The organism is Kribbella sp. NPDC020701, assembly GCF_055562215.1.
This window is the reverse complement of record NZ_JBVHFT010000003.1, coordinates 327363-348881: the sequence shown is the minus strand read 5'-3', so window position 1 is coordinate 348881 and position 21519 is coordinate 327363. Positions and strand designations below refer to the sequence as shown.

The 21519-nt window shown below is 67.8% G+C and carries 18 protein-coding genes; 9 read left to right on the top strand and 9 right to left on the bottom strand.

All coding sequences use genetic code 11. From position 1 onward, the window contains the following. The first annotated feature begins 1 nt into the window (after window position 1). The 3 genes from hemB (at window position 2) to ACZ3HV_RS08765 (ending at window position 3321) form a co-directional block, all read left to right on the top strand. On the top strand, window positions 2-985 hold the full coding sequence (gene hemB / locus ACZ3HV_RS08775) for a porphobilinogen synthase (RefSeq protein ID WP_465682319.1): 984 nt from the start codon (window positions 2-4) through the stop codon (window positions 983-985). Window positions 986-1238: 253 nt separating this feature from the next. Next, window positions 1239-1775 (top strand): mycothiol transferase, encoded by a 537-nt coding sequence (locus ACZ3HV_RS08770; RefSeq protein WP_465682317.1) that lies wholly within the window; start codon window positions 1239-1241, stop codon window positions 1773-1775. 28 nt (window positions 1776-1803) lie between these two features. After that, window positions 1804-3321 carry a KAP family P-loop NTPase fold protein gene (locus tag ACZ3HV_RS08765; protein ID WP_465682315.1) on the top strand — a complete coding sequence of 506 codons (1518 nt, stop codon included), beginning with the start codon at window positions 1804-1806 and terminating at the stop codon, window positions 3319-3321. Between the two features lie 515 nt (window positions 3322-3836). Here the strand turns inward: ACZ3HV_RS08765 and ACZ3HV_RS08760 are convergent. The 5 genes from ACZ3HV_RS08760 to ACZ3HV_RS08740 all read right to left on the bottom strand — a co-directional run bounded on the left by ACZ3HV_RS08760 (window position 3837) and on the right by ACZ3HV_RS08740 (window position 9731). Beyond that, entirely contained in the window at window positions 3837-4370 is a 534-nt protein-coding gene (locus ACZ3HV_RS08760) for a dihydrofolate reductase family protein (RefSeq protein ID WP_465682313.1), read from the bottom strand. A gap of 1 nt (window position 4371) precedes the next feature. After that, entirely contained in the window at window positions 4372-5211 is an 840-nt protein-coding gene (locus ACZ3HV_RS08755) for an alpha/beta hydrolase (protein WP_465682311.1), read from the bottom strand. A gap of 48 nt (window positions 5212-5259) precedes the next feature. After that, window positions 5260-6855: an FAD-dependent oxidoreductase gene (locus ACZ3HV_RS08750; RefSeq protein WP_465682309.1), complete on the bottom strand. Its 1596-nt coding sequence runs from the start codon at window positions 6853-6855 to the stop codon at window positions 5260-5262. Next, window positions 6856-7872: a LacI family DNA-binding transcriptional regulator gene (locus ACZ3HV_RS08745; RefSeq protein ID WP_465682307.1), complete on the bottom strand. Its 1017-nt coding sequence runs from the start codon at window positions 7870-7872 to the stop codon at window positions 6856-6858. A 107-nt stretch (window positions 7873-7979) separates the two neighbouring features. Next, on the bottom strand, window positions 7980-9731 hold the full coding sequence (locus tag ACZ3HV_RS08740; protein ID WP_465682305.1) for a hypothetical protein: 1752 nt from the start codon (window positions 9729-9731) through the stop codon (window positions 7980-7982). Window positions 9732-9928: 197 nt separating this feature from the next. Here ACZ3HV_RS08740 and ACZ3HV_RS08735 point away from each other — a divergent pair, with 197 nt between their 5' ends. Genes ACZ3HV_RS08735 through ACZ3HV_RS08715 form a run of 5 tightly spaced genes read left to right on the top strand, consistent with a single transcriptional unit; the run spans window position 9929 to window position 15171 of the window. Then, window positions 9929-10888, top strand: a complete 960-nt coding sequence (locus ACZ3HV_RS08735) for a carbohydrate ABC transporter permease (protein WP_465682303.1) — start codon at window positions 9929-9931, stop codon at window positions 10886-10888. Next, the gene (locus tag ACZ3HV_RS08730) at window positions 10878-11762 is read left to right on the top strand and encodes a carbohydrate ABC transporter permease (protein WP_465682301.1); all 885 of its coding nucleotides are present in this window, start codon (window positions 10878-10880) and stop codon (window positions 11760-11762) included. The genes ACZ3HV_RS08735 and ACZ3HV_RS08730 overlap by 11 nt, the downstream gene beginning before the upstream one ends. A gap of 19 nt (window positions 11763-11781) precedes the next feature. Then, the gene (locus tag ACZ3HV_RS08725) at window positions 11782-13107 is read left to right on the top strand and encodes an ABC transporter substrate-binding protein (RefSeq protein ID WP_465682299.1); all 1326 of its coding nucleotides are present in this window, start codon (window positions 11782-11784) and stop codon (window positions 13105-13107) included. A gap of 25 nt (window positions 13108-13132) precedes the next feature. Then, window positions 13133-14257 (top strand): Gfo/Idh/MocA family protein, encoded by a 1125-nt coding sequence (locus ACZ3HV_RS08720; RefSeq protein WP_465682297.1) that lies wholly within the window; start codon window positions 13133-13135, stop codon window positions 14255-14257. Next, window positions 14257-15171 (top strand): DUF6807 domain-containing protein, encoded by a 915-nt coding sequence (locus ACZ3HV_RS08715; RefSeq protein ID WP_465682295.1) that lies wholly within the window; start codon window positions 14257-14259, stop codon window positions 15169-15171. Before ACZ3HV_RS08720 ends, ACZ3HV_RS08715 begins: the two co-directional genes overlap by 1 nt. A 349-nt stretch (window positions 15172-15520) precedes the next feature. Here ACZ3HV_RS08715 and ACZ3HV_RS08710 read toward each other — a convergent pair whose 3' ends face one another. After that, entirely contained in the window at window positions 15521-16939 is a 1419-nt protein-coding gene (locus tag ACZ3HV_RS08710; RefSeq protein WP_465682293.1) for a sensor histidine kinase, read from the bottom strand. Between the two features lie 256 nt (window positions 16940-17195). Between ACZ3HV_RS08710 and ACZ3HV_RS08705 the strand changes: the two genes are divergently transcribed. Then, a complete protein-coding gene (locus ACZ3HV_RS08705; protein ID WP_465682291.1) occupies window positions 17196-18647 on the top strand; it encodes a hypothetical protein in 1452 nt (483 codons plus the stop codon). Window positions 18648-18686: 39 nt separating this feature from the next. Here the strand turns inward: ACZ3HV_RS08705 and ACZ3HV_RS08700 are convergent, their stop codons facing one another. The 3 genes from ACZ3HV_RS08700 to ACZ3HV_RS08690 are packed head-to-tail and all read right to left on the bottom strand — an operon-like array spanning window position 18687 to window position 21453. After that, the gene (locus tag ACZ3HV_RS08700; RefSeq protein ID WP_465682289.1) at window positions 18687-19895 is read right to left on the bottom strand and encodes a cytochrome P450; all 1209 of its coding nucleotides are present in this window, start codon (window positions 19893-19895) and stop codon (window positions 18687-18689) included. A gap of 41 nt (window positions 19896-19936) precedes the next feature. Further along, a complete protein-coding gene (locus tag ACZ3HV_RS08695; RefSeq protein ID WP_465682287.1) occupies window positions 19937-20656 on the bottom strand; it encodes a hypothetical protein in 720 nt (239 codons plus the stop codon). After that, entirely contained in the window at window positions 20653-21453 is an 801-nt protein-coding gene (locus tag ACZ3HV_RS08690) for a CPBP family glutamic-type intramembrane protease (protein ID WP_465682285.1), read from the bottom strand. The genes ACZ3HV_RS08695 and ACZ3HV_RS08690 overlap by 4 nt, the downstream gene beginning before the upstream one ends. Between the last annotated feature and the right edge of the window lie 66 nt (window positions 21454-21519).

Below are 21519 nucleotides of genomic sequence, written 5' to 3'. Positions count from 1 at the left end.
GATGCCTGGATTCCCGGAAGTGAGGCCACGGCGGCTGAGGTCGTCGGCGGCGGTGCGCAGGCTGGTCGCGGAGACCACGCTGGAGCCGCGGCAGCTGATCCTGCCGATGTTCATCCGGGAAGGCGCTCGCGAGCCGATCGCGATCACGTCGATGCCGGGCGTCGTACAGCACACCCGCGACACCGCGCGGAAGGCGGTCGCCGAGGCGGCTCAGCTCGGACTCGGTGGCGTCATGCTGTTCGGCGTACCTGAGGTGAAGGACGCGGTCGGGTCCGGTGCGCTGGACCCTGACGGCATCTTGAACGTCGCGATCCGGGACGCTGTTTCCGAGGCGGGTGATGCGCTGCTGGTGATGTCGGACCTTTGCCTGGACGAGTTCACGTCGCACGGGCATTGCGGCGTACTCGACTCTGCTGGTCGCGTGGACAACGACGCGACTCTTGCGATCTATGCCGAGATGGGTGTCGCGCAGGCGTCCGCGGGTGCGCATGTCGTCGGGCCGTCCGGGATGATGGACGGTCAGGTCGGGGCGGTTCGTACGGCGCTGGACGCGGCCGGGTTCCTGGACACGGTGATCCTGGCGTACGCCGTGAAGTATGCGTCGGCGTTCTACGGTCCGTTCCGCGAGGCCGTGGACTCTTCGCTGACCGGTGACCGCAAGACCTACCAGCAGGACAACGCCAACGCCCGCGACGCACTCCGCGAGGTCGACCTCGACGTGGCCGAAGGCGCCGACATCGTGATGGTCAAGCCCGCCCTGGCCTACCTCGACATCATCCGCCAGGTCCGCGACCACGTGAACGTACCCGTTGCCGCGTACAACATCTCCGGCGAGTACGCGATGGTCGAGGCCGCCGCCGCCAACGGCTGGATCGACCGCGACCGCGCAATCCTCGAAACCCTCACCTCAATCCGCCGAGCCGGCGCCGACACAATCCTCACCTACTGGGCCACGGACGCAGTCAGCCTCCTCAACCACCGCTGACGCGCGCGTGGTCTGACCCACGCGTGCTCCAGCAGTCGCTCCTCCGTCGCGCCTGCTACGCGTGCTCCCTCCACCCGAGGTTTCCTTGTGGGCTACCGCCCGGAGTCTGCGCGCCGCCGCGCGCCATCGACGGCTTGGCCGGCGCTGTCGGTGAGACGACTGCCCGTCGCGCCGACCGCGGACCTGTGCACCGTTCGACGTACTCTCCGGAAAGCCTCGACATCGTTCCAGTTTGGTGCTTCGGTGAGTGCACATGGATTGGACAGACATTCCGCTGACTGAGTGTCTGCGCGGCGATGAGGCGGAGATGCTGCAGTTCGCGCTGGATCGCGTACGGCGGCAGTTCGCCTGGAAGACGGGTGGGCTGGATGCCGAGCAACTCCGCCGGCAACATCCTCCGTCGACGATGACTCTGGCCGGGTTGATCAAACACCTGGCATTCGTCGAGGACGGATTCACTGCGATGGCTGCCGATCAACCCCTCGGTCCTCCGTGGGACGTACGCGACTGGGTCGGCAACGACGAGTGGGGCTGGGAATCCGCGGTCACCGACGATCCGCAGGAGCTGTACGGGCTTTGGTACGGGAGTGTCGAACGCTCCCGGACCGCCTGGGCGGCGATGAGTGCGGACGGCGGTCTTGACGCGAAGGTCGATGACGCGGACCCAGCGTGGATGAAGAATCGCCGCCGGGTTTTGATCGACCTGCTCGAGGAGTACCTGAAACACACCGGTCATGCCGATGTTCTTCGGGAGGCGGTCGACGGGTTGAGGGGCAACGATCCTCGTTGACAGAATGAGACGGGAGGGGGGATCAGTCGTGCCGAGTGATTTGTTGCCGATCGTCGCGGATACTCCTAGCGAGCAACCGTCGATGGGGTTTCAGGCTTATGCGGAAGCGATTGCGTCCGCTGTTCGCGGTGGCTCGCCGCCGCAGTTCACGGTGGGGATCTACGGCTCGTGGGGGAGCGGCAAGTCCTCGCTGCTGAATGCCATCCGGGCCGAGTTGGCGAAAGACGATGGCGTGCTGACGGTGATGTTCGACGCCTGGCGGTACGAACGCGCCGATCACATCGTCGTCCCCATGCTCAACGCGATCTACAACGCGACGCCGGAACTCTCCGACAAGAAGCTCACCGAAAAGGTGCGCTCGGCGCTGGCGTCGGTGGTTCGCAGCATCACGATCAGCGTTGGGCCGTTGAAGATGGATCCGGGAGCGGCTTTCGCGCCGGCTGATTCCGACGAGGGATATGCGGCGGCGCTCGACTCGGCGTACGTACGCCCGTACCAGGATCTGAAGGCGATCGCCGGAGCGCTCGGGAGACGTCGCATCGTCGTCCTTGTCGACGACTTGGATCGCTGCTCGCCTGACAAGGTGGTGTCGCTGCTCGAGGCGATCAACCTGGTCCTGGACGTGCCGGGGTTCGTGTTCGTACTGGCGCTGGACTACGACGTGCTCGTACGCGCGGTGACGGCGAAGTACCCGCATGCGTCCGGGCATGTGTTCATCGAGAAGATGGTCCAGGTCCCGTTCCGGGTGCCACGGCTGGATATTCAGCCGGAGTTGTTCCTGCAGGAACTCGTTCCGGGGTGGGCGCCGCCGAAGGACGCGCTCCCCGATGAGTTCGGCAGCATTGCGTTCGATGTTGCGACGATGGGGCTGGCGGCGAATCCGCGGCAGGTGAAGAGATTCATCAACTCGTTCCTGCTGCTGTTGCGGATCGCGAGGATCCGCACGGTTTCGACGAACCCTCGGTTGATCGCTGGGCTGGTCGGGCTGCAGCTTCGCTGGCCGGCGGAGTACCAGGATCTGACGGATGCCGTCTATGCGGAAGACGATGATCCGCTGGCGGCACTGCAGTCCGATCAGGCTGACCTCGCCAGGTACGCGAAGGCGTTCTTCGCGCCGGCGCCTCGCGTCGAGGAACTGCGGGCAGTGCTGCATCTGACCGAGTCGGTGGCTCAGCCCGAGCCGTACAGCGGCTACCAGACCGGGGAGTATGCGTCGAACGCCGGCAGTGCGCAGGAGGTGCGGACGGCGGCGGCCGCGGAGATCCGGGCGACGCTCGCCCAGCGGGGGTTCACCGAGTCGGCGCGGGCGGCGGACATCTACAACCACAAGGAGCTCCCATACCACCGGGTGCGCATCGGCAAGACCGTCGTCCGCTTCGAGGTGAAGGACGTCGAGGGGCGCTGGTTGTCCGGTACGTCGCTCTACCTCACCAAGGCCCTCCCCGAGGCCGTCCAGCTGATCGAAGATTTCCCGGCGCTCCGCGACCAAACCAATCGCGACGCCCTCAGAGTCTCCGGCCGAACCCTCCCCAACGCGGCCCTGTAACTGGCCGCTCGGCGGGCGGTCTGTGGGACGATGCGTCCATGCTGAGCAACAGAAAGGCCGATGCCGCGTAGGCGTCCGGCTCAACTCCGCGCGAACTTTGCCGCGCGTGTGGATGTTGGAAGTTCGGGCGATCCTGCACATCGTCGAGGGGAATCTCCCGCGGCGAGACGCTCGGCGGCTCCGGGCTCGGCTCGATGAGCTCGACGAGTGCTGGCGGCACACACAGCCGCGGCCGAGATCGCCGTGACACGTTGGTGAAACGCCTGCTGCTCGTCGGGTGTTGGGAGGGGAACTCGGGGCCTAGAACAAGTTATTGCCTGTCTCAGACCCCCGCGGCCTGTCCCAGGTCCCCACTTCCTGTCCGAGGCATCCACATCCAGTCCGGCGTCCCCACTTCCTGTCCCAGGCACCCACATCCGGTCCGGCGTCCCCACTTCCTGTCCGAGGCACCCACATCCGGTCCGGCGTCCCCACTTCCTGCCCCAGGCCTCCACGTCCGGCGGCGGGAGAGCGGGCTAGCGGGGGAGGGTGTAGTCGGATTGGGTGAAGCCGGCTTTGAGGGTTCGGGTGGCGTTGTGGGTCAAGGGGATGTCGGCGGGCAGGTCCCCGAAGAGGGGGATGCCGGCGCCGAGGAGGACGGGGGCTGTGGTGATGGTGAGTTCGTTCAGGAGCCCGGCGCGGAGGAAGGTCTGGATGACGGCGCCGCCGTCGGCGTAGACGCGCTGGGCGCCACGGTCGTTCAGGGTCTCGACGAGGCCGTCCAGGGTCCGGTGCACGATGACGCGTTCGTCGGCGTCCGGGTCGAGCGTCGTACTGAGCACCTCGACCTGCTTGCCCTCGTACGGCCAGAAGTCGAAGCTGAGCACCTTCTCGTAGGTGTTGCGCCCCAGTACGACGGTGTCGATCGACGCCATGAACTCGTCGTACCCCGTGTCGCCGGCCTGCTCGCCGCGCTCGGTGAGCCAGTCGATCGATCCGTCCGTCCGCGCGATGTACCCGTCGAGGCTGGTGGCGATGAACACAGCCGCATGAAAACTCACATTGCACATCTTAGGAGTGATGGTTGCGGATGAACGCGAGAGCGGCGTCGGCGACCGGTTCCCAGCCGGAGTCGATCACCAGGGAGTGGCCGCGACCGGGCAGCTCCTCGATCTCGGTGACAGCCGAATTGACGCGCTGCTTCTGGTAGGCGGCGTTCGTGAGCGCCCAGGGCACGGTGTGGTCCTTCTCCCCGGAGAGGAACTTCATCGGCCCGCGGTCCGCCGCGGCCCGGTCCACCGCCGTCTCGCTGTCCGGGTTGAAGTTCGCACCCGCCGCCTGGAACAGCGGCAACCCGGCCCCCGGCACCGGGAACTCGTAGTACAGCCGGTGCGCTTCGTCCTCCGGTACGGCGTTCACGAAAGCGAACCGGAACTGGCGGTAGGTCAGCATCACGGCCTTGTGCCGGTTCGCCGGATTCCGCAGCACCGGGAACGACGCCCGCAGCGCCGACAACGGCAACGGCAGTACGCCGCGACCCGGCGCCGGATCGATCGGGACCGACACCGCCGCGAGTCCCATCCCAGCCAGCTTCTGCGTGATCAGCCCGCCGAACGAGTGCCCGACGATCGCCGGCTTGCTCTCCAGCCGCGAGAGCATGTCCGCGTAGTACTCGGTGATCGCGCCGACCGACTTCCCCGCGAACGCCTCAGGATTCGCCCGCCCTTCGCCCACGCTTTCGGGGTCGTCCGGCCAGCCCGGCGTGACCGTTGCGTACCCGGCCGCCTCGAACTTCTCCCGCCAGCGCAGCCAACTCCCGGCCAGCAACCACAGCCCGTGGACGAAGACCACTACCGGTCGCCCGGAGGTGTTGGCGATCTCGACCTCGCCCAGCTCCCGCGCAGTAGCCATCCGCACTCACCCCCTTTCGCGCAGTAGACCACACCGCGCGGCACGGGGTCAGTAGCCGGTGACGTCCGGCCAGCCGAGTTCGACGCCGTCGGCAACCAGTCTGGACTGGAATTCGCGCAGCAGCGCCGGGGTGTTGCGGACCGACCGGGGGCTCGCGTTGTGGTCCAAACAGAAGGCGGCGAGCAGGCCGGCGGATTCGCCGATGTTCCATTCGACCGGGTGCAAGCGGTAGCAGCCGTTGGTGATGTGGGTGGTGCCGAGGTTCTTGTTCGCCGGCAGCAGGTTCTCGACGCGCCGCGGGATGAGCGACCCGAGCGGGATCCGGAACGGGCTGCTGGCCACGTCGATGTAGTTGTCCCCGCCGGTCGACGGGTGCAGGTCGATGCGATACATGCCGACCCCGACACTGTCGTTGTACTCGACCGCGCCTCGCTCGCCGCGCACCGCGACCGACAGGTCCTGCTCGACGACCGTGTACTCCGCCTTGATCCGCCGGGACTCCCGAATGTACGGCGCCTGCGCCAGACCGTCCGTGGATCCGACCAGATCGCCCCGCAACCGTAGTCCGGGGAAGCCGGCGCCTCCGTCCGGCCGGGGTGCCTCGGTCTGCAGCCAGTAGAAGACCGACTGGGACAGCTCTTTCGCCGCTGCGAGGTGCTTGTCCGCGTCCGGTACGTCGATGACGGAGCCCTCGAAGTAGTCGATCATCGGCCAGTTCACCAGGCAGATGTCGCTGGCGTACGCACCCGGCTCGAAGTGCCGGCGGGCCGCGATCCGGCGGAACGTCCAGAGGTTGGTGTCGCCACCGGTCAACCGCTGGTCGGCGACCACGCCGAGCGGGTCGTCGTCGGGGTTCGGCGTGAACGTCCGCTGTGAGCTCTCCAGCGTGCGTGGGTTCGGCGCGGTCCAGGACAGCAGCCGATCACCCCAGAACGAGGGCTGGTAGTTCCGCCAGAAGGCGTAGTTGGCCGGCTTGTCCCCGACGTGATCGCCGTCGACGTGATCGATCGCGAAGCAGTACGACACGGCCTGCATGTTCATCGGCTGCGCCTCGGCCGGAGCGCTCGGCTCACCGGTCTCGCTCTGTGCCTCGAAGCCGGTGACGTACTCCGTGCCCGTCAGCGGGAGCAGCTCACCGGTCTCGGTCGCGTCGAGGATGTACGGCGCTGTCACGGTCAACTGCTCGCCCGTGTCCCGATGCTTCACGGTCACTGCGGTCACCCGATCGCCATCGGTCTCCGCGGCGACGGGTACGTAAGGCTGGAGCACCTCGAGCCGGCGGCTCGCCCGGTAAGGCGCGAGCATTCCCTCGAGGACGGCCAAAGCCACCCGTGGCTCGTGGCAGAGCTTCGACACATACCCAGCGCCGGGATTCAGCTGCGCCGTCGCCCGTGACGCGGCGGTGAGTGGATAGTAGCGGCGGTAGTACTCGCGGATCCCGTCCCGCAACGCCCGGTACGACGCGGTGACGCCGAACTGCTCGACCCAGGTGTGCTCGTCCGGCGGGACGGCCTGGCTGGTCAGCTGCCCGCCGAGCCAGTCGAACTCCTCGGTCAGGACGACCGAGCGACCGGAACGCAGCGCAGCCAGGGCCGCGGCGACTCCGCCGAGCCCGCCGCCGACCACGAGAACATCCGTATGCATTTACACACCTTTGCTGGGCGGGGAGAGGGTGGTTCCGTCAGTGAGTTCGCACGGGAGGAGCAGTTGGCGCTCGGTGGCGGTGCCGCTCAGGATGGCCTCCAGCAGCTCGACCGCCCGCAGCCCCATCGCGCGCCGCGGCACGTGGAAACCGGTGAAGTCGATGTCGCTCGCGACTGGCCGCGTCGAATCACCCAACGCCACCACCGACAGCTCCCCAGGCACGTCAACCCCACGCGCCGAAGCCGCCGCCACCAGCGCCGCGGCATCAGCCCGCTCCTCCACAAACACCGCGGTGATGTTGCGATCAAGGAGAGAGTCGAGCAGGTGATCGCCGGCTGGTAGGTGGAGAGCCTTGGGGCCTGCGGCCTTGTGGTAGCCACGGAGACGATCGGCTGAGGACTCCGCACCGACGCCCGGCCCGGCGTACGCGAACTGACGGTGCCCGAGGGCCACGACTCGCTCGACCATCAGGCGGGTGGCGGTGGTGTAGTCGGCGCCTACGTAGGGGACTGGGCCGCCGGCGTTGTTGCGGCGGCCGACGGAGACGAAGGGGTAGTCCTCGGCGATGAGGCGGGCCAGCTCGTCGGCGGGGACGTCACGACCGAGGAGGAGGCAGCCGTCAGCGATGCGCAGGCGGTTGTTCTCGTGGAAGATCCGGCGTCGACCGGACGTGACCGGTGCGCTGGTGAACAGCAGCAGGTCCAAGCCGAGTCGCTCGGCGCAGTCCTCGATCCCGGCCAGGAACGGGTGGTAGAAGTCGCCACTCGCACTCGGGAACACCGACTCGTAGGTGAACACCCCGAGGATCTGGTTGCGCTGCTTGAGCATCCGGCGGGCCAGCGGATCGGCCTGGTAGCCGGTCTCGCGGATCACCTTGAGCACCCGGTCCCGGGTCTCGGCCGGGATCCGGGCGGTCGCGTCACTACGGTTGTTGAGCACCAGCGAAACGGTCGTCTGGCTGACGTTCGCCAGCCGCGCGACATCGCGCTGCGTCAGTCTGGTCGCCTTGTCCGGCATCGTCCGACCGTAGCCCGCCCACCGGACAAGGGTCAAGCCAGACGCCAGTGATAATACGAATCATCAGGTCTGCAGCGCAGCCGCGCGGCCCGCACAAAGGGCTGTCGCTACGAGGTGCGCAACCTCAATACCTGGCGGTTTGGAGTGCGTCCGGTCAGGTAGGCGCGGAGGCCGTCCGGCGTGAGGCTGCCGTTGAGATAGGTGAACCGCTCGCCAGGGTCCATCGGCACCCGCGCGGCGCCGTTCCCCGGCCCGAACTCGATCCGGTCGGAGCCAACGGTGTAACTGCCGGTCCCGGACACCAACTGATAGTTGCCAGGGGCATCCAACGCCTCAACACCGGCCAACGTGCCGCCGGCCCGGAAACAGAGCTCGATCGCGTACGCCGTCTCGTCACCGTCCAGCTCGAACGTGAGGTCGAACCCGTCGCCGACCTCGACCACCGTGACCTCGGTCCGCAGCGAGCGGTACTGCTTCGGCCGGTGCGGGAAGTCCATCGACGCGTAGAACCGGCCGTCCAGCGTGAGCGCGTACCGGCCGTCCGCCCGCCGGTACCGCTTCGGCAACGGCAGGTGGTACGGAACCTTCACCTCATCGGCGAGCTTGAACGTGCTCGGGCCGGTCCGGCGCAGCCCGTCGCTGCGGAAGTGACCGGTACTGAAGAACTGTGGTGACAGCCGGACCGAGTCGAGGATCGCGGCACCCTGCCGGAGCTTGAAGAACGTCGGGTTGGTGGACAGCCCGGACGAGATCACCGGAATGTCGTGGAAGTCGGTCCCGCCGAAGACTGTCGCCGTACGGGCGCCGCGCCGAAGCCGGGCCGAGGCCTGCGAGGGGTAGTGCTGGACGAAGTCGGTCGGCGCGGGTTTTGCCACCGGCAGTACGGCCGCCAGCTCCGGTCGTTCGAGCACCTCGGCGAGGAAGTCGCCCAGCTCACCGGTCCCACGCTGTTCGATGCTCTTGGCAACGGTCGTGAACCGGCCGTCGTCGGCGTGCAGGGCAAGCTCGCGGAACTGGGTCAGGTACCACCAGACGTCCCGGATGCCCTTCTGGTCTTGTCTCCGGGAGGCCGTTGTGTCCACCTCACCGTTGGGCTCGAGGAGGTACAGCGTCGTCTCGAGGTTGCGCCGTACGTAGTCGACCAGCTTGGGCTTGTCGCGCAGCCAGGCGATCGTCAGCAGGCACGGGTTCGTCACCTCGGCCGCGTACGTCGAACTCCGCTCGCTGTAGAGCCCGTCCGGAGTCGCGTCGATGCCCTCGTCGAGCCAGTCGTCGATCCGCGCGGCGTACCGGCGGTCCGGGAACAGATGATGGGTCCGCGCCAACGCGGCCGAGACCTCCCAGCGGTGGTTCGGCGTGTGCACACCGCCGGCCGCGAGCGCAGGCCCGGCCTTCTTGATCACCGTCGCGAGGATCGCGCGGTGCCCCTCGGTGGCCGCTTGGTCGTCGGTGTCGAGGAGGGCGTAGAGCATGCAGACGTCCTGGATCGCGAACGCGCTGTCGGGCGGCGAGTGCAGGTTGCCGACGTCGTACAAACCGTCGTCGTGCTGTCGCGAGGCCAACTGTTCGACCAGCCACTGGAGCGGTGCGAGCAGCGACGCGTCGTGGTGGTACGACGACCGGCCCCAGATGTACCCGGAGATCAGCCGGCGAGCCTTGCGCGCCACCGTCCGGATGCTGTCGGAGGTGTTCTGGTAGTTCGCGAGCACCAGCGGGATCTGGGTCTGGTTGGCGTTGGTCAGCAGGGTCAGGAAGTCCTCGTCCACAGCAGTCACTGTCGCCTCCGCGGCGTCGGTCGAGTGCAGCGCCCCGACCGTGAGGGTGGTCAGCGAACCGGCGAGGAAAGTACGGCGCAGCATCGGAAGGCCTCCACAGCGAGTCGGTAAGCGGTTGCCAAATGATCAGAACTGTCGCCGCGGGACTTTGTCCTGTCAATAGCTCGCAGCCAGTCCGCATCCGGTCACTCCGGGAGCGTCCGAACCCTTGCATAAACCGGTTTCTCGTATTAGTTTGACCCGCCAAGGCAAGCGCTTTCCAAGTCCGGAGGTAGTGAGTTATGAGTGCGCTGGGTGAGCTCGGCAGCCTCCGGGGGAAGAAACCGGTCGGTCAGAAGCCTGACCGGGGTGGTGGGGCGGGGAAGGTCTACAAGAAGGACAACCTGGCCGCCTACCTCTTCCTCGCGCCGTGGTTGCTGGGACTGTTCCTGATCACGATCGGGCCGATGCTGGCCTCGCTGTACCTGTCGTTCACCGACTACAACCTGATCCAGGCGCCGCAGTGGATCGGGCTGGAGAACTTCACCCGGATGCTGTCCGACGAGCGGCTGCACAACTCGCTCCGGGTGACCTTCACCTACGTCTTCGTCTCGGTGCCGCTGCAACTCGCGATCGCCTTGCTGCTGGCCGTCGTGCTCGATCGCGGTGTCCGCGGGATGGCCTTCTACCGGTCGGTCTTCTACCTGCCGTCGCTGCTCGGCTCGAGCGTCGCGATCGCGGTCCTCTGGCGTCAGGTGTTCGGCACCGAAGGGCTGTTCAACCAGGTGCTCGGCCTGGTCGGCATCGACGGCAAGGGCTGGATCTCCGACCCGAGTACGGCGCTGGGCACGCTGGTGGTGCTGAACGTCTGGACGTTCGGGTCGCCGATGGTGATCTTCCTGGCCGGCCTGCGGCAGATCCCGACGATGTACTACGAGGCCGCGTCGGTGGACGGCGCCGGCACGCTGCGCCGGTTCTTCAGCATCACGCTGCCGCTGCTCACCCCGATCATCTTCTTCAACCTGGTGCTGCAGATCATCCACGCGTTCCAGTCGTTCACCCAGGCGTTCGTCGTCTCCGGGGGCAGCGGCGGGCCGTCGGACTCGACCATGTTCTTCACGCTCTACCTCTACGACCGGGGCTTCGGCAATTTCGACATGGGCTACGCGTCCGCGATGGCGTGGTTCCTGCTCGTGATCATCGGGGTCTTCACCGCGGCGAACTTCTTCGCCTCGAAGTACTGGGTGTTCTATGACGACTGAAACGCTCCGAGGCACGGTGGCCGCGAGGCGGGCCGCCCCGATCAGCTGGGCCCGGGTCCGGCCGGTCGTGATCCATGTCGCCCTCGCGGCCTCCGCGCTGGTGATGCTCTACCCGGTGATCTGGATGGTGGTCAGTTCGCTGCGGCCGGGCAACGAGATCTTCCGGGACCCGGGGATCCTGGTGAAGGACCTGCGGATCGAGAACTACCGGGTCGGCTGGAACGCACTGACCGAACCGTTCACCCGCTACCTGCTGAACTCCGCGCTCGTCGTGTTCGGCGCGATCCTCGGCAACCTGGTGTCCTGCTCGATGGCGGCGTACGCGTTCGCCCGGCTGGAGTTCACCGCGAAGAAGTTCTGGTTCGCGATCATGCTGCTCAGCATCATGCTGCCGATCCACGTGGTGATCGTGCCGCAGTACATCTTGTTCTCGCACCTGGGCTGGATCAACACCGTCCTGCCGCTGATCGTGCCGAAGCTGCTGGCCACCGACGCGTTCTTCGTCTTCTTGATGGTGCAGTTCATCCGCGGCATCCCGCGCGAGCTGGACGAAGCCGCCCGGATCGACGGCTGCGGCCGGGGCGGGATCTTCCTGCGGGTGATCCTGCCGCTGATGGTGCCGGCCTTGGCCACGACGGCGATCTTCACCTTCATCTGGACCTGGAACGACTTCTTCAGCCAGCTGATCTACCTGACCGACCCGAAGATGTACACGGTGCCGGTCGCCCTGCGGTCGTTCGTCGACGCGACCGCGAGTACGTCGTGGGGGTCGATGTTCGCCATGTCGGTTGTCTCCCTCGTCCCGGTTTTCCTCGCCTTCCTGCTCGGCCAGCGGTTCCTGATCAAGGGCATCGCGACCACCGGCATCAAGTAACCCCTGAAAGGTGCACATCATGAGGCCGCACATCCCACCCACCGCGGGCCGGCGCCTGCGAGGCCTGGCCGCCGTCGCGATCGCCACCACCCTGCTCGCCGCGAGCGCCTGTGGCGGTGACTCCGGCGGCGGTGGCAGCTCGTCCGCCGACGGTCCGGTCACGCTCCGCTTCACCTGGTGGGGATCGGACACCCGGACCAAGCTGACCCAGCAGACGATCGACGCCTACCAGAAGGACCATCCGAACGTCACCATCAAGGGTGAGTTCGGCGAGTGGGCCGGCTACTGGGACAAGCTCGCCACCACGGTCGCCGCGAACGACGCGCCGGACGTCATCCAGATGGACGAGAAGTACCTGCGCGAGTACGCCGACCGCGGCGCGCTGCTCGACCTGAAGAAGGCCAACGGGCTGGACACCGCCAAGTTCGAGCCGGACACGCTGGGCGCCGGTGAGTTCGACGGCGGCCTGTACGGCCTGAACGCGGGGATCAACTCGTTCGCCGTGATCGCGAACCCGGCCGTCTTCAAGGCCGCGGGCGTGGCGATCCCGGACGACACCTCGTGGACCTGGGACGACTTCAACCGGATCGCCGCCGAGATCTCCACGAAGATGAACGGCAAGGCCTGGGGCACCGGTGCACCCGGTACGAACGAGGCAGCGCTCAACCTGTGGGCCCGCCAGCACGGCGAGTCGCTGTGGACCAAGGACGGCAAGCTCGGCGTCTCGCCCGAGAAGACGACCGACTTCTACAACTACGTGCTGAAGCTGCGCGACTCGAAGGCGATCCCGTCGGCCGAGTTCACCGCGCAGGACATGAACGCGCCGCTCGACCAGTCCGCGATGGCGACGGGCAAGCTGGCGATGAGTTTCGTCTGGAGCAACCAGCTCAACGCGTTGAGCAAGGCGTCCGGCCAGCAGCTGAAGCTGCTGCGGATCCCGAGCCCGGACGGCAGCGCGAGTACGAACGGCTCCTACTACAAGGGCTCCATGTTCTGGTCGATCTCGTCCCGGACGAAGCACCAGAAGGAGGCCAGCGAGTTCGTCAACTACCTGGCCAACAGCACCGCCGCCGGGAATATCCTGCTGGCCGAGCGGGGCGTGCCGCCGAACACCGAGATCCGCGCCGAGGTGACGCCGAAGCTGAAGCCGGCCGACGCCGCGTCCGCGAAGTTCATCCAGGACATCGGCAAGGACCTCGGCGAGCCGTCGCCGGCGCCGCCGGTCGGCGGTGGTCAGGTGGAGAAGATCATCCAGCGCTATACGACCGAGGTGCTGTTCGGCCGGCTCGCCCCCGACAAGGCGGCCCAGCAGTTCCTCGACGAGGTCAACGGGGAGCTCAAATAGTGTTGCTATCGGCAACTGATTGTCGATGACGGGGCCTCGCGTGGCCGTGGTGGGAATCCACGGCCACGGGGCCTCCCATGTTCGCAACGTGGCCCGGCTCGCCGCGGCCGGCCAGGCCGAGCTGGTCGCCGTCGCCGATCCGCAGCCGGCCACGGAGCTGCCGCCTGAGGTGCAGGTCTTCGGTGGTCTGGACGAGCTGCTCGCGGCGACCGAGGTCGACGTGGTGATCATCAGTACGCCGATCCAGACGCACGTACCGCTGGCGACGCTGGCGATGCGCGCGGGGGTCGACGTACTGCTGGAGAAGCCGCCGACCGCGTCGCTGGCCGAGTTCGAGCAGTTGTCCGCGGTGGTCGCCGAGACCGGACGGGCCTGCCAGGTCGGCTTCCAGGCGCAGGCGTCCCAGGCCACGCTGACGCTGGCTGGAATGGTTGCCGACGGCCGGCTCGGTGAGATCCGCGGGATCAGTGCCGTCGGCAAGTGGGTCCGGAAGGCGCGGTACTTCCAGCGGGCCCGGTGGGCCGGGCACCGGACGCTCGACGGCGTGGCGGTGGTCGACGGTGCGGTGACGAACCCGCTGGCTCATGCGACCGCGGCCGCGTTGCTGCTGGACGGGTCGACGGGTGCCGACGACGTACGGTCGGTGGAGACCGAGTTGTACCGGGCGAACGCGATCGAGTCCGACGATACGTCCACGGTCCGGATCGTCACCGGCCGCGGTACGACGATCCTGATCGCGGTCACGTTGTGCGCCGCGGAGCATCTCGAGCCGGCCGTGGTCGTGCACGGCTCGGAGGGGCGCGCCGTACTGCGGTATGCGTCCGACACCCTCGAAACCAGCGCGGGGACCACGAAGTACGAGCGGGCTGATCTCTTGGAGAACCTGCTCGCTCATCGTGCGGATCCCGCCGTACCGCTGTACTGCCCGCTGGAGGCGACGGGTGGGTTCACCCGCGTCGTCGAGGCGGTGCGGACGGCGAAGGACCCGGCCGAGATCCCGGCCGGGCTGATCCGGTGGGAGGACGAAGAACTCGAACGGCATCCGGTCGTGCTCAACGTCGAGCAATGGATCGACCGGGCCTCGGACGAGCTGGCGTTGTTCAGCGAACTCGGGGCGCCCTGGAGTATTTCATCGACACGGGAGAATTGATGACGCAGAACCTCGGCTGCAACCACGCTGTCGGACATTCGATCCAGGTAACCGCGGGCGATGGCGAGCTGTTCACCTACGTCTACAACGCGGATGACCCGCAGTACGAGTCGCCGCGACCGTACTTCCACCCGATCCGGACGCTGACCGGCGACCTGGTCAGCGTGTACCGGCCCTGGGACCACCTCTGGCACAAGGGGATGTCCTGGTCGTTACCGCACTTCGGCCACGACAACTTCTGGGGCGGGCCGACGTTCACCAAGGAGAACGGGTACAAGCCGCTCGACAACAACGGTTCGCAGGACCACGACCGGGTCGACGCGCTCGACGTGGCCGATGACGAGGTCCGGTTCGCCCACCAGCTGTCCTGGCACACCCAGGGCGGCAAGCATGTCGTCGACGAGGCGCGCACGATCACCGCGCGGCTCGCGGACGACGGCTGGGTGATGGTCTACGAGACCGCGATGACGAACGTCTCCGGCGAGACCATCCAGATCGGCAGCCCGACCACGGCCGGCCGGCCGAACGCCGGCTACGGCGGTCTGTTCTGGCGTGGTCCGCGCGCGTTCACCAACGGCACGATCCTCGCCCCGCAGGGCCAGGGCCGCGACGAGCTCCGCGGTCAGCGCGCACCGTGGATGGGCTTCACCGCCCGCCAGGACGAAACCGACACCGCCTCGACGATCATCGTCGCCGATGCCACCGACAACATCCGGCACCCACCGGAGTGGTTCGTCCGCTCCGAGGACTTCGCCGCCGTCTGCCCGGCCCCCTTCTTCTCCGAGGAGCTCCCCTTCACCGCGGGCGAGACCCTCAGACTGAAGTACGCCGTACTGGTTGCCGACGGCCTCTCCGACGACCAACGAGCCAGAACCCTCGCAGCCCAAGCCCAAAAGGCGCTGGCGGCCGGCTGACAGCCGTACCGAAGGACGGGTAGTGGTCGGCCCGGGAACCTTCGGCCGAGCGTGAGAGCGGGTGGCGATCCCAGCCGAACCGGGACCACTACCCGTTCTTCGGTACCTAAACCGGCCGGTCCGCTCGGTCAGTCCCACACCGACGAGGTCGCCGGAAACGAGGCGGTATCTACGGGTTCGGTTCGGGTAGTAGGTGTACGACGCCTGACCGCTCGCGTTGGTGGTGAGGTAGCTCAGCCCTTTCCAGGTCGAGGTGCCGATGTTCTGGTACGCGGAACCGGGAAGTTCCCCCGGCCCGCGAGGAGAGTGCCGGTGCAGTCCTGTCACGACTGCCTGACGTCGGCTTTCATCAGAGGGGTAGGGCGAGGGTGAAGTTGGTGTTGCCGGGGGCTGAGGTGAGGGTGAGGGTGCCCTGGTGGGCGTGGGTGATGGAGTGCGCCAGGGACAGACCCAGGCCAGCGCCGCCGGAGTCGCGGGTGCGGGAGGTGTCGGCTCGGGTGAACCGCTGGAAGACGTTCGGCTGGAGGTCGGACGGAATGCCGGGGCCGTTGTCGTGGATGGTGAGCACGGCGGAGTGATCCGCAAGGCCGGCGGCGACGGTGACGGTCGTGCCAGGCGGAGTGTGGCGGCGTGCATTGCTCAGGAGATTGGTGACGACCTGGTGCAGGCGTTGCTCATCGCCGATGACGACAATCGGTTCGGGTGGCAGGCTGAGTTCCCACAGGTGGCTGGGGGCAACGATCCGCGCATCGGCGACCGAGTCGCGGGCTAGGCGAGAGAGGTCGACTGGACGGCGGTCGAGCGGCCGGCCGGCGTCGAGGCGGGCCAGTAGCAGGAGGTCTTCGACCAGGGAGGCCATTCGGGTGGCCTCGACCATGACCTTGCCCATGGCATGGGTGTAGAGCTCGGGGTCGCGTTGGCGGAGGCTCAGCTGGGCGTAGCCGTGGATCGTGGTCAGGGGTGTGCGGAGTTCGTGGGAGGCGTCGGCGACGAACTGGCGGACTTGCTGCTCACTGCGGTGGCGGGCGTCGAGTGCGTGCTCCATGTGGCCCAGCAAGGTGTTGAGTGCGACGGCGACCTGGCCGACCTCGGTCCGCTCGTCGGTGAGTTGGTCCGGCACCCGTGCGGTCATCCCGATCTCGCCGGTGTCGAGTCGTAGACCGGCCACCTCGCGGGCGGTCTGCGCGACCCGGCGCAGTGGCCGCAATTGACGCCGTACGACGAAGACCGCGACGCCACCCGCGGACAGTACGCCGACGCCGCCGAAGAGCACCTCCCAGCCGATCAGGCTGTTGATCGTGTCATCGATGTCCTTCGTCGGCAGCCCGGTGACCACCGTGATCCCGTCGAACTGCGACGCGTGCACTCGGTACTCCCCGAGCCCCGGGAGGTCAACGGTGTCGTTCGTCCCATCAACCGGTACGTCGTCGAGTACGGAGACTGCCGCGTCCGAGAGGTCCGCCACCACGCCGTCCGCGGTGATGACGTTGCCGCTGGCACTCGACGGCGTCAGGTAGGCGGTGACCGTGCCCGCGTCCTGCCCGTGCGGCGCATCCCCCGGCGGGCCACCGCCGCCCTTGGTCAGCACCCCGATCGCCCGGCCCTGCGACGCCTGCACCTTGCTGTCCAACTGCTTGGTCAGGTAGGAGCTGATCGCGGCGGTCGTCAGCACGCTGATCACGACACTCACCACCGCGACCAGCACCACCATCGCCGCCGCGACCCGCACGCTCAACGAGCGCGCCGCGAACCCCCACCTCGACCTCATGCCCCCAAGCATGAGCACCCACCCCTCGGACACCCTCCGATTTCCCTGTGACCTCCCTGTGAAGGTCACAGTTAAATGAATTGGGAGGTGTGAAGGTCGGTGAGAGTGGGGAGGTTCGAGACGTTTTCCGGATTCGTCTCCCCTATCGGGGCCGGAAACCGGTAGCCTCATGCAGCGCCCATTCGGGGGAGAGGTCGCCGTACTACCATTCCCGACGAAACTGCCGGAGAGCCCAAACCGGTCAGGAGACCACGTCTTGCAGGAGAACACCAGCAATCCCAGTACTGGCGAACTGGCGAACGTACCCCTAACCGGTGCGGACAAGGTCGCCTACGCCTTCTACGCCACTGCGGCCGCGGCTGCACTTGTCGGCCAGGTCTGGGCCGGCGTGACCCACATCCCCTGGCCGGACTCCGGCTTCTCGACGTTCCTCAAGATCCTCCTCGTGACGCCCGCGGTCGCCGTGCTCGAGCTCGGTGGTGTCGCCACCGCCGCGCTCGCCGACCTGCGCCGGCGCAAGGGCGAGCAGGCCTACGCCTACCGCGCGATGTCGTTCTTCGCGGCGCTGGTCGCGGTCGTCTTCAACGTGGTCGGCCACTGGCGGCCGGAGGAGCGGTTCCTCGCCTTCGGCTTCGGAGGCCTGTCGGCGTTCGCCTACGTGCTCTGGCTGATCCACAGCTCGGCCCGTCGCCGCGACGCGCTGCGGCGGGCGGGTCAGATGCGCGAGACCGGCCCGGTGTACGGCGTCATCCAGTGGGCCCGCGAGCCCCGGGTCACCTGGCTGGCCCGGTCGCTGGCGATCGAGCACGGCTACGGCCTGTACGAGAGCCTCCGCGCGGCCCACCACCAGATCCGGAACCGGAGCCGCCGCGAGGCCATCGCCGGGACCGTTGCCGAGTACATCCGGTCCGAGCACCAGGACGAGCGGCTGGCGAAGATCGCCGAGACGACGTACGACCCGGACCGGCTGGCCGGGATGCTCGAGGAGCGGATCAACTACGAGGTCATCACCAACAAGCTGACCAAGGCGATCTCGCCGCCCCCCGAGCCGGCGGAGCTCGAGGAGCGCGGTGACCTGCGCGCGGCGGTCTGGGTGCTCGAGGGTGGGCAGCCGAGGCGAGCGGACAGCTCCGGGATGTCTCTCCGCGACGAGGACGCCTGGACCGGCGAGCTGATGGCCATCGTCGACCAGCAGCCCGACAGCGACGAACCGGTCGCCGAGGCGGTCGTCGTGGAGGACGAGAGCGAGCCGCAGCACGTCGTCCAGTCCAACGGCGCCCAGAACGGTGCCGCGAGCAACGGCGCCGCGAGCAACGGCGCCGCGACGAACGGGGCCGAGCGCAACGGGGCTGCCAAGCTCAAGCCGCTGGCCCCGCAGCCGAAGGCCGAGCCGGTCGTGCAGAAGCCGCAGCCGCCGTCGCCGTTCGCGGATGCGACGGACACGCAGCCGCCGGCACTGATCACCGCTCCGGTCGTCAAGCCCGAGCCGACTGCCCAGAAGGCCGAGCCGGCGGACGACCAGCCGGAGCCGACCGCGCTGGAGAAGAAGCGGATGCGCGCGTGGGCCTTGCTGTCCGACTGGCCGGAGGGTCACGAGCGTACGGCGAAGAAGCTGGCCGATGCGATCGCGTCGAGCGAGCCGATGGCCGCGCGCTTCATCGAGCAGTACGAGGCCGAGCACGGCTTGGCCTTCACCTCGCAAAACTGAATCAGTACCTCGCAGACCTGACCGACCTGCCGGTGGATCTCAGCCTTCGAGGCCGAGGTTCACCGGCAGTTCGGCGAGGCCACTCACGAGCACGCGACGCCACTCGAGCTCCTCGGCCGGCTTCGCCAGGCTCATTCGCGGGAACCGCCGTACCAGGGCCGGCAACGACTCCTGCAGCTCGATCCGGGCCAGCTGCGCGCCCAGGCAGAAATGCGGCCCGAAGCCGAACGACAGGTGCTTGTTGTCCGGCCGGTCCAGCCGCAGCTCGTCGGGAGCGTCGTACGCGCGCGGATCCCGGTTCGCCGAGTTGAGCGCGGCCATCACGCCCTCGCCGGCCTTGATCTGTACGCCGTGCAGCTCGAGGTCCTCGACCGCGACGCGCAACTGACCGACCTCGCTGAAGCGGTTGAAGCGCAGCAGCTCCTCGATCGCCGACGGGACCAGCTCGTGGTTGTCGACGAGCTTGGCCCAGTTCTCCGGCCACCGCAGCAACGTCGCGACACAGCTCGAGATCTGGTTCGCCGAGGTCTCGTGGCCGGCGACCAGCAGGTTCACCCCGAACGCGATCAGCTCTTCCTGGCTGAGCCGGTCGCCCTCCTCGCGGGCGCGGACGAGCTCGTCGAGCAGGTCCTCGGCCGGCTTGTCGGCATTCGCGAGCTTCTTGGTGACCAGGTCCTCGATGTACGCCGTCAGACTGGTCATCGCGTCCTCGACCAGATCCTTCTCGGCCATCTTCATGCTGTACCCGAGCTCGGTCCACTCACGGAACTGCTCGCGGTCCTCGTACGGTACGCCGAGCAGCTGGCAGATCACCTGGATCGGCAAGGGCAACGCGACCAGCTGCCGGATGTCGGCGCCATCCCCGGCTCTCGCCACATCCTCGGCAAGCTGTGCGGAGAGGTCCGCCACCCACGGCCGGGTCCGCTCGATCCGCCGGTGCGCGAACGTCGACGACACCAGCTTCCGCAACCGGGTGTGCTCCGGCGGGTCGGTCGTGGTCAGGCTGTTCGGCATCGGCTTGGCCAGCGCGACCCGCGGTGCGCCCTGCTTGACGACGGCCGCTCGCGAGAACCGCGGATCCGCGAGCACCATCCGCACGTCGTCGTACCGCGTCACCAGCCAGACCTCGGCCCCCGCCAACGTCCGCACCCGCGCCACCGGCCGGTTCTCCCGGAGCTCGGCGAACGTCGGCGAAGGATCGAACCGAAACGCATCCTCGAAGGGAATCTGCAACACCGGCTCCGACATACCCCGACCCTAAGCGCCTTAGGTAACCCTTCGTCCGCTTCTCAGCGCGTCGTCCGCGCGGGCCGGGTGGCGAACGCCGGGACGATGAGGGCGGCGGCGATGAGCAGCATCAGGACGGCGCCGACGAGGGAGCCGACGGTGATGCCTTCGACGGCGGGGACGGTTCCGCCCATGCTCAGTTCGGTGGCGACGTTCGGCGATCCGTCGGCGTTCATGATCACCACGGACCAGTCGCCGCTCGTGGCGGTCCAGGTGAGCGTGCTGGGTCCGGTGCCGGTGGCGGAGGCGACCCAGAACGACTGGGATGCGGGTGCGGCGGCAGGCTTGTCGCCGGCGCGGGCCGTGGTGGAGAGCTTGAAGGGATCGACGTCGAAGTCCGTGACCTCGTCGTGGCCGACGCCGTTGAGGTACGCCGCCACATCGGCGGCCGGCCCGATCCCGATGAACACCGGTGCGCCGGAGGTCGAGGCGAAGTCGACCCGGACCTCACCGAGGAAATCGTCGGTGTAGAACGCGTCCGGCCCGTTGCCGCCGAGGTCCAGCGACGGTGAGACCAACGCGGACGTGCTGGTGCTGACCCGCTCCGGTCCCGCGGTGAAGTAGCCGTTGCCGTCGCGTTGCTGCTGGGCCCACAGCCCGAAGCCGCCGATCGCGAGCAGGACGACGCTGACCAGTGCGAACACGGCACCCAGGACGACGGCGAAGGTACGCCAGCCACTCCACGAGCGGTGGATCGCAGGAGCAGGGACTGTGGTGGTCATGAGACTGTCTCCGTGACGTTGGTCTGGTGGCGCGGCTCGATGGCGTCCGCTGGTGCGGGGCTGGTCCAGAAGCGGCGGCTGCCGATCAGCAGGACGACGGCGACCGCGCACCACACGACGACGTACAGCCAGGTCTCCCGCGTCGCGTCCACGCCGGCGGGCCAGAGGTCCTCGGTGTTGATGCTGCCCTCGGTGGCGTGCGCGATGAGGGTGATGAGTGCGCTGCCGGCGGCGTGGTTGAACAGCCACGCGTACCAGAAGGTGACCGCGACCGTGGTCAGCGCCTCGAAGGGCTGCAGGCCGAACGAGGAGATGAAGAACAGGGGCAGGTGCCAGCCGGTGATGGCGGCGGCCATGATCGCGGTCGCGGCGAGCGGAGTGCGGGTCGCCTGCAGCCGGGGCTGTGCGTACCCACGGAAACTCGGCTCCTCACTGAACGGGCCGCCGGTCGGGTTGACGATGTTCATCCCGATCACGATCGCGATGCCGTACCAGGGCGTGAACTGACCGGTGTCCGGTGCGGGCGCGCCTAAGGCCTGGTTCGCCGAGATCGTCACGAAGTGCACGAGCAGCGGTACGGCGATCGCGACGACGTACCAGAACCAGCGGACCCGCCAGCGGATCATGCGGGCTCCGACCGATCGCAGGCCGGCGAGACCTTCGGTCAGGGAGACGACGACGAGCGCGGCGATCAGGGCGCCCGGAGCGAAGAAGCTCCCGAACGGGATGCCTCCCCAGGCCAGGACATAGGCCAGGACGAAGAAGCTGGCCACGGGGTGGTTGCGGATGAACGACATGACGGATCTCCTTGCGGAAGAGTGATTGCGCTTTTCGGCGGGTGCGGGCTGCCTGGCCGGTGGCGG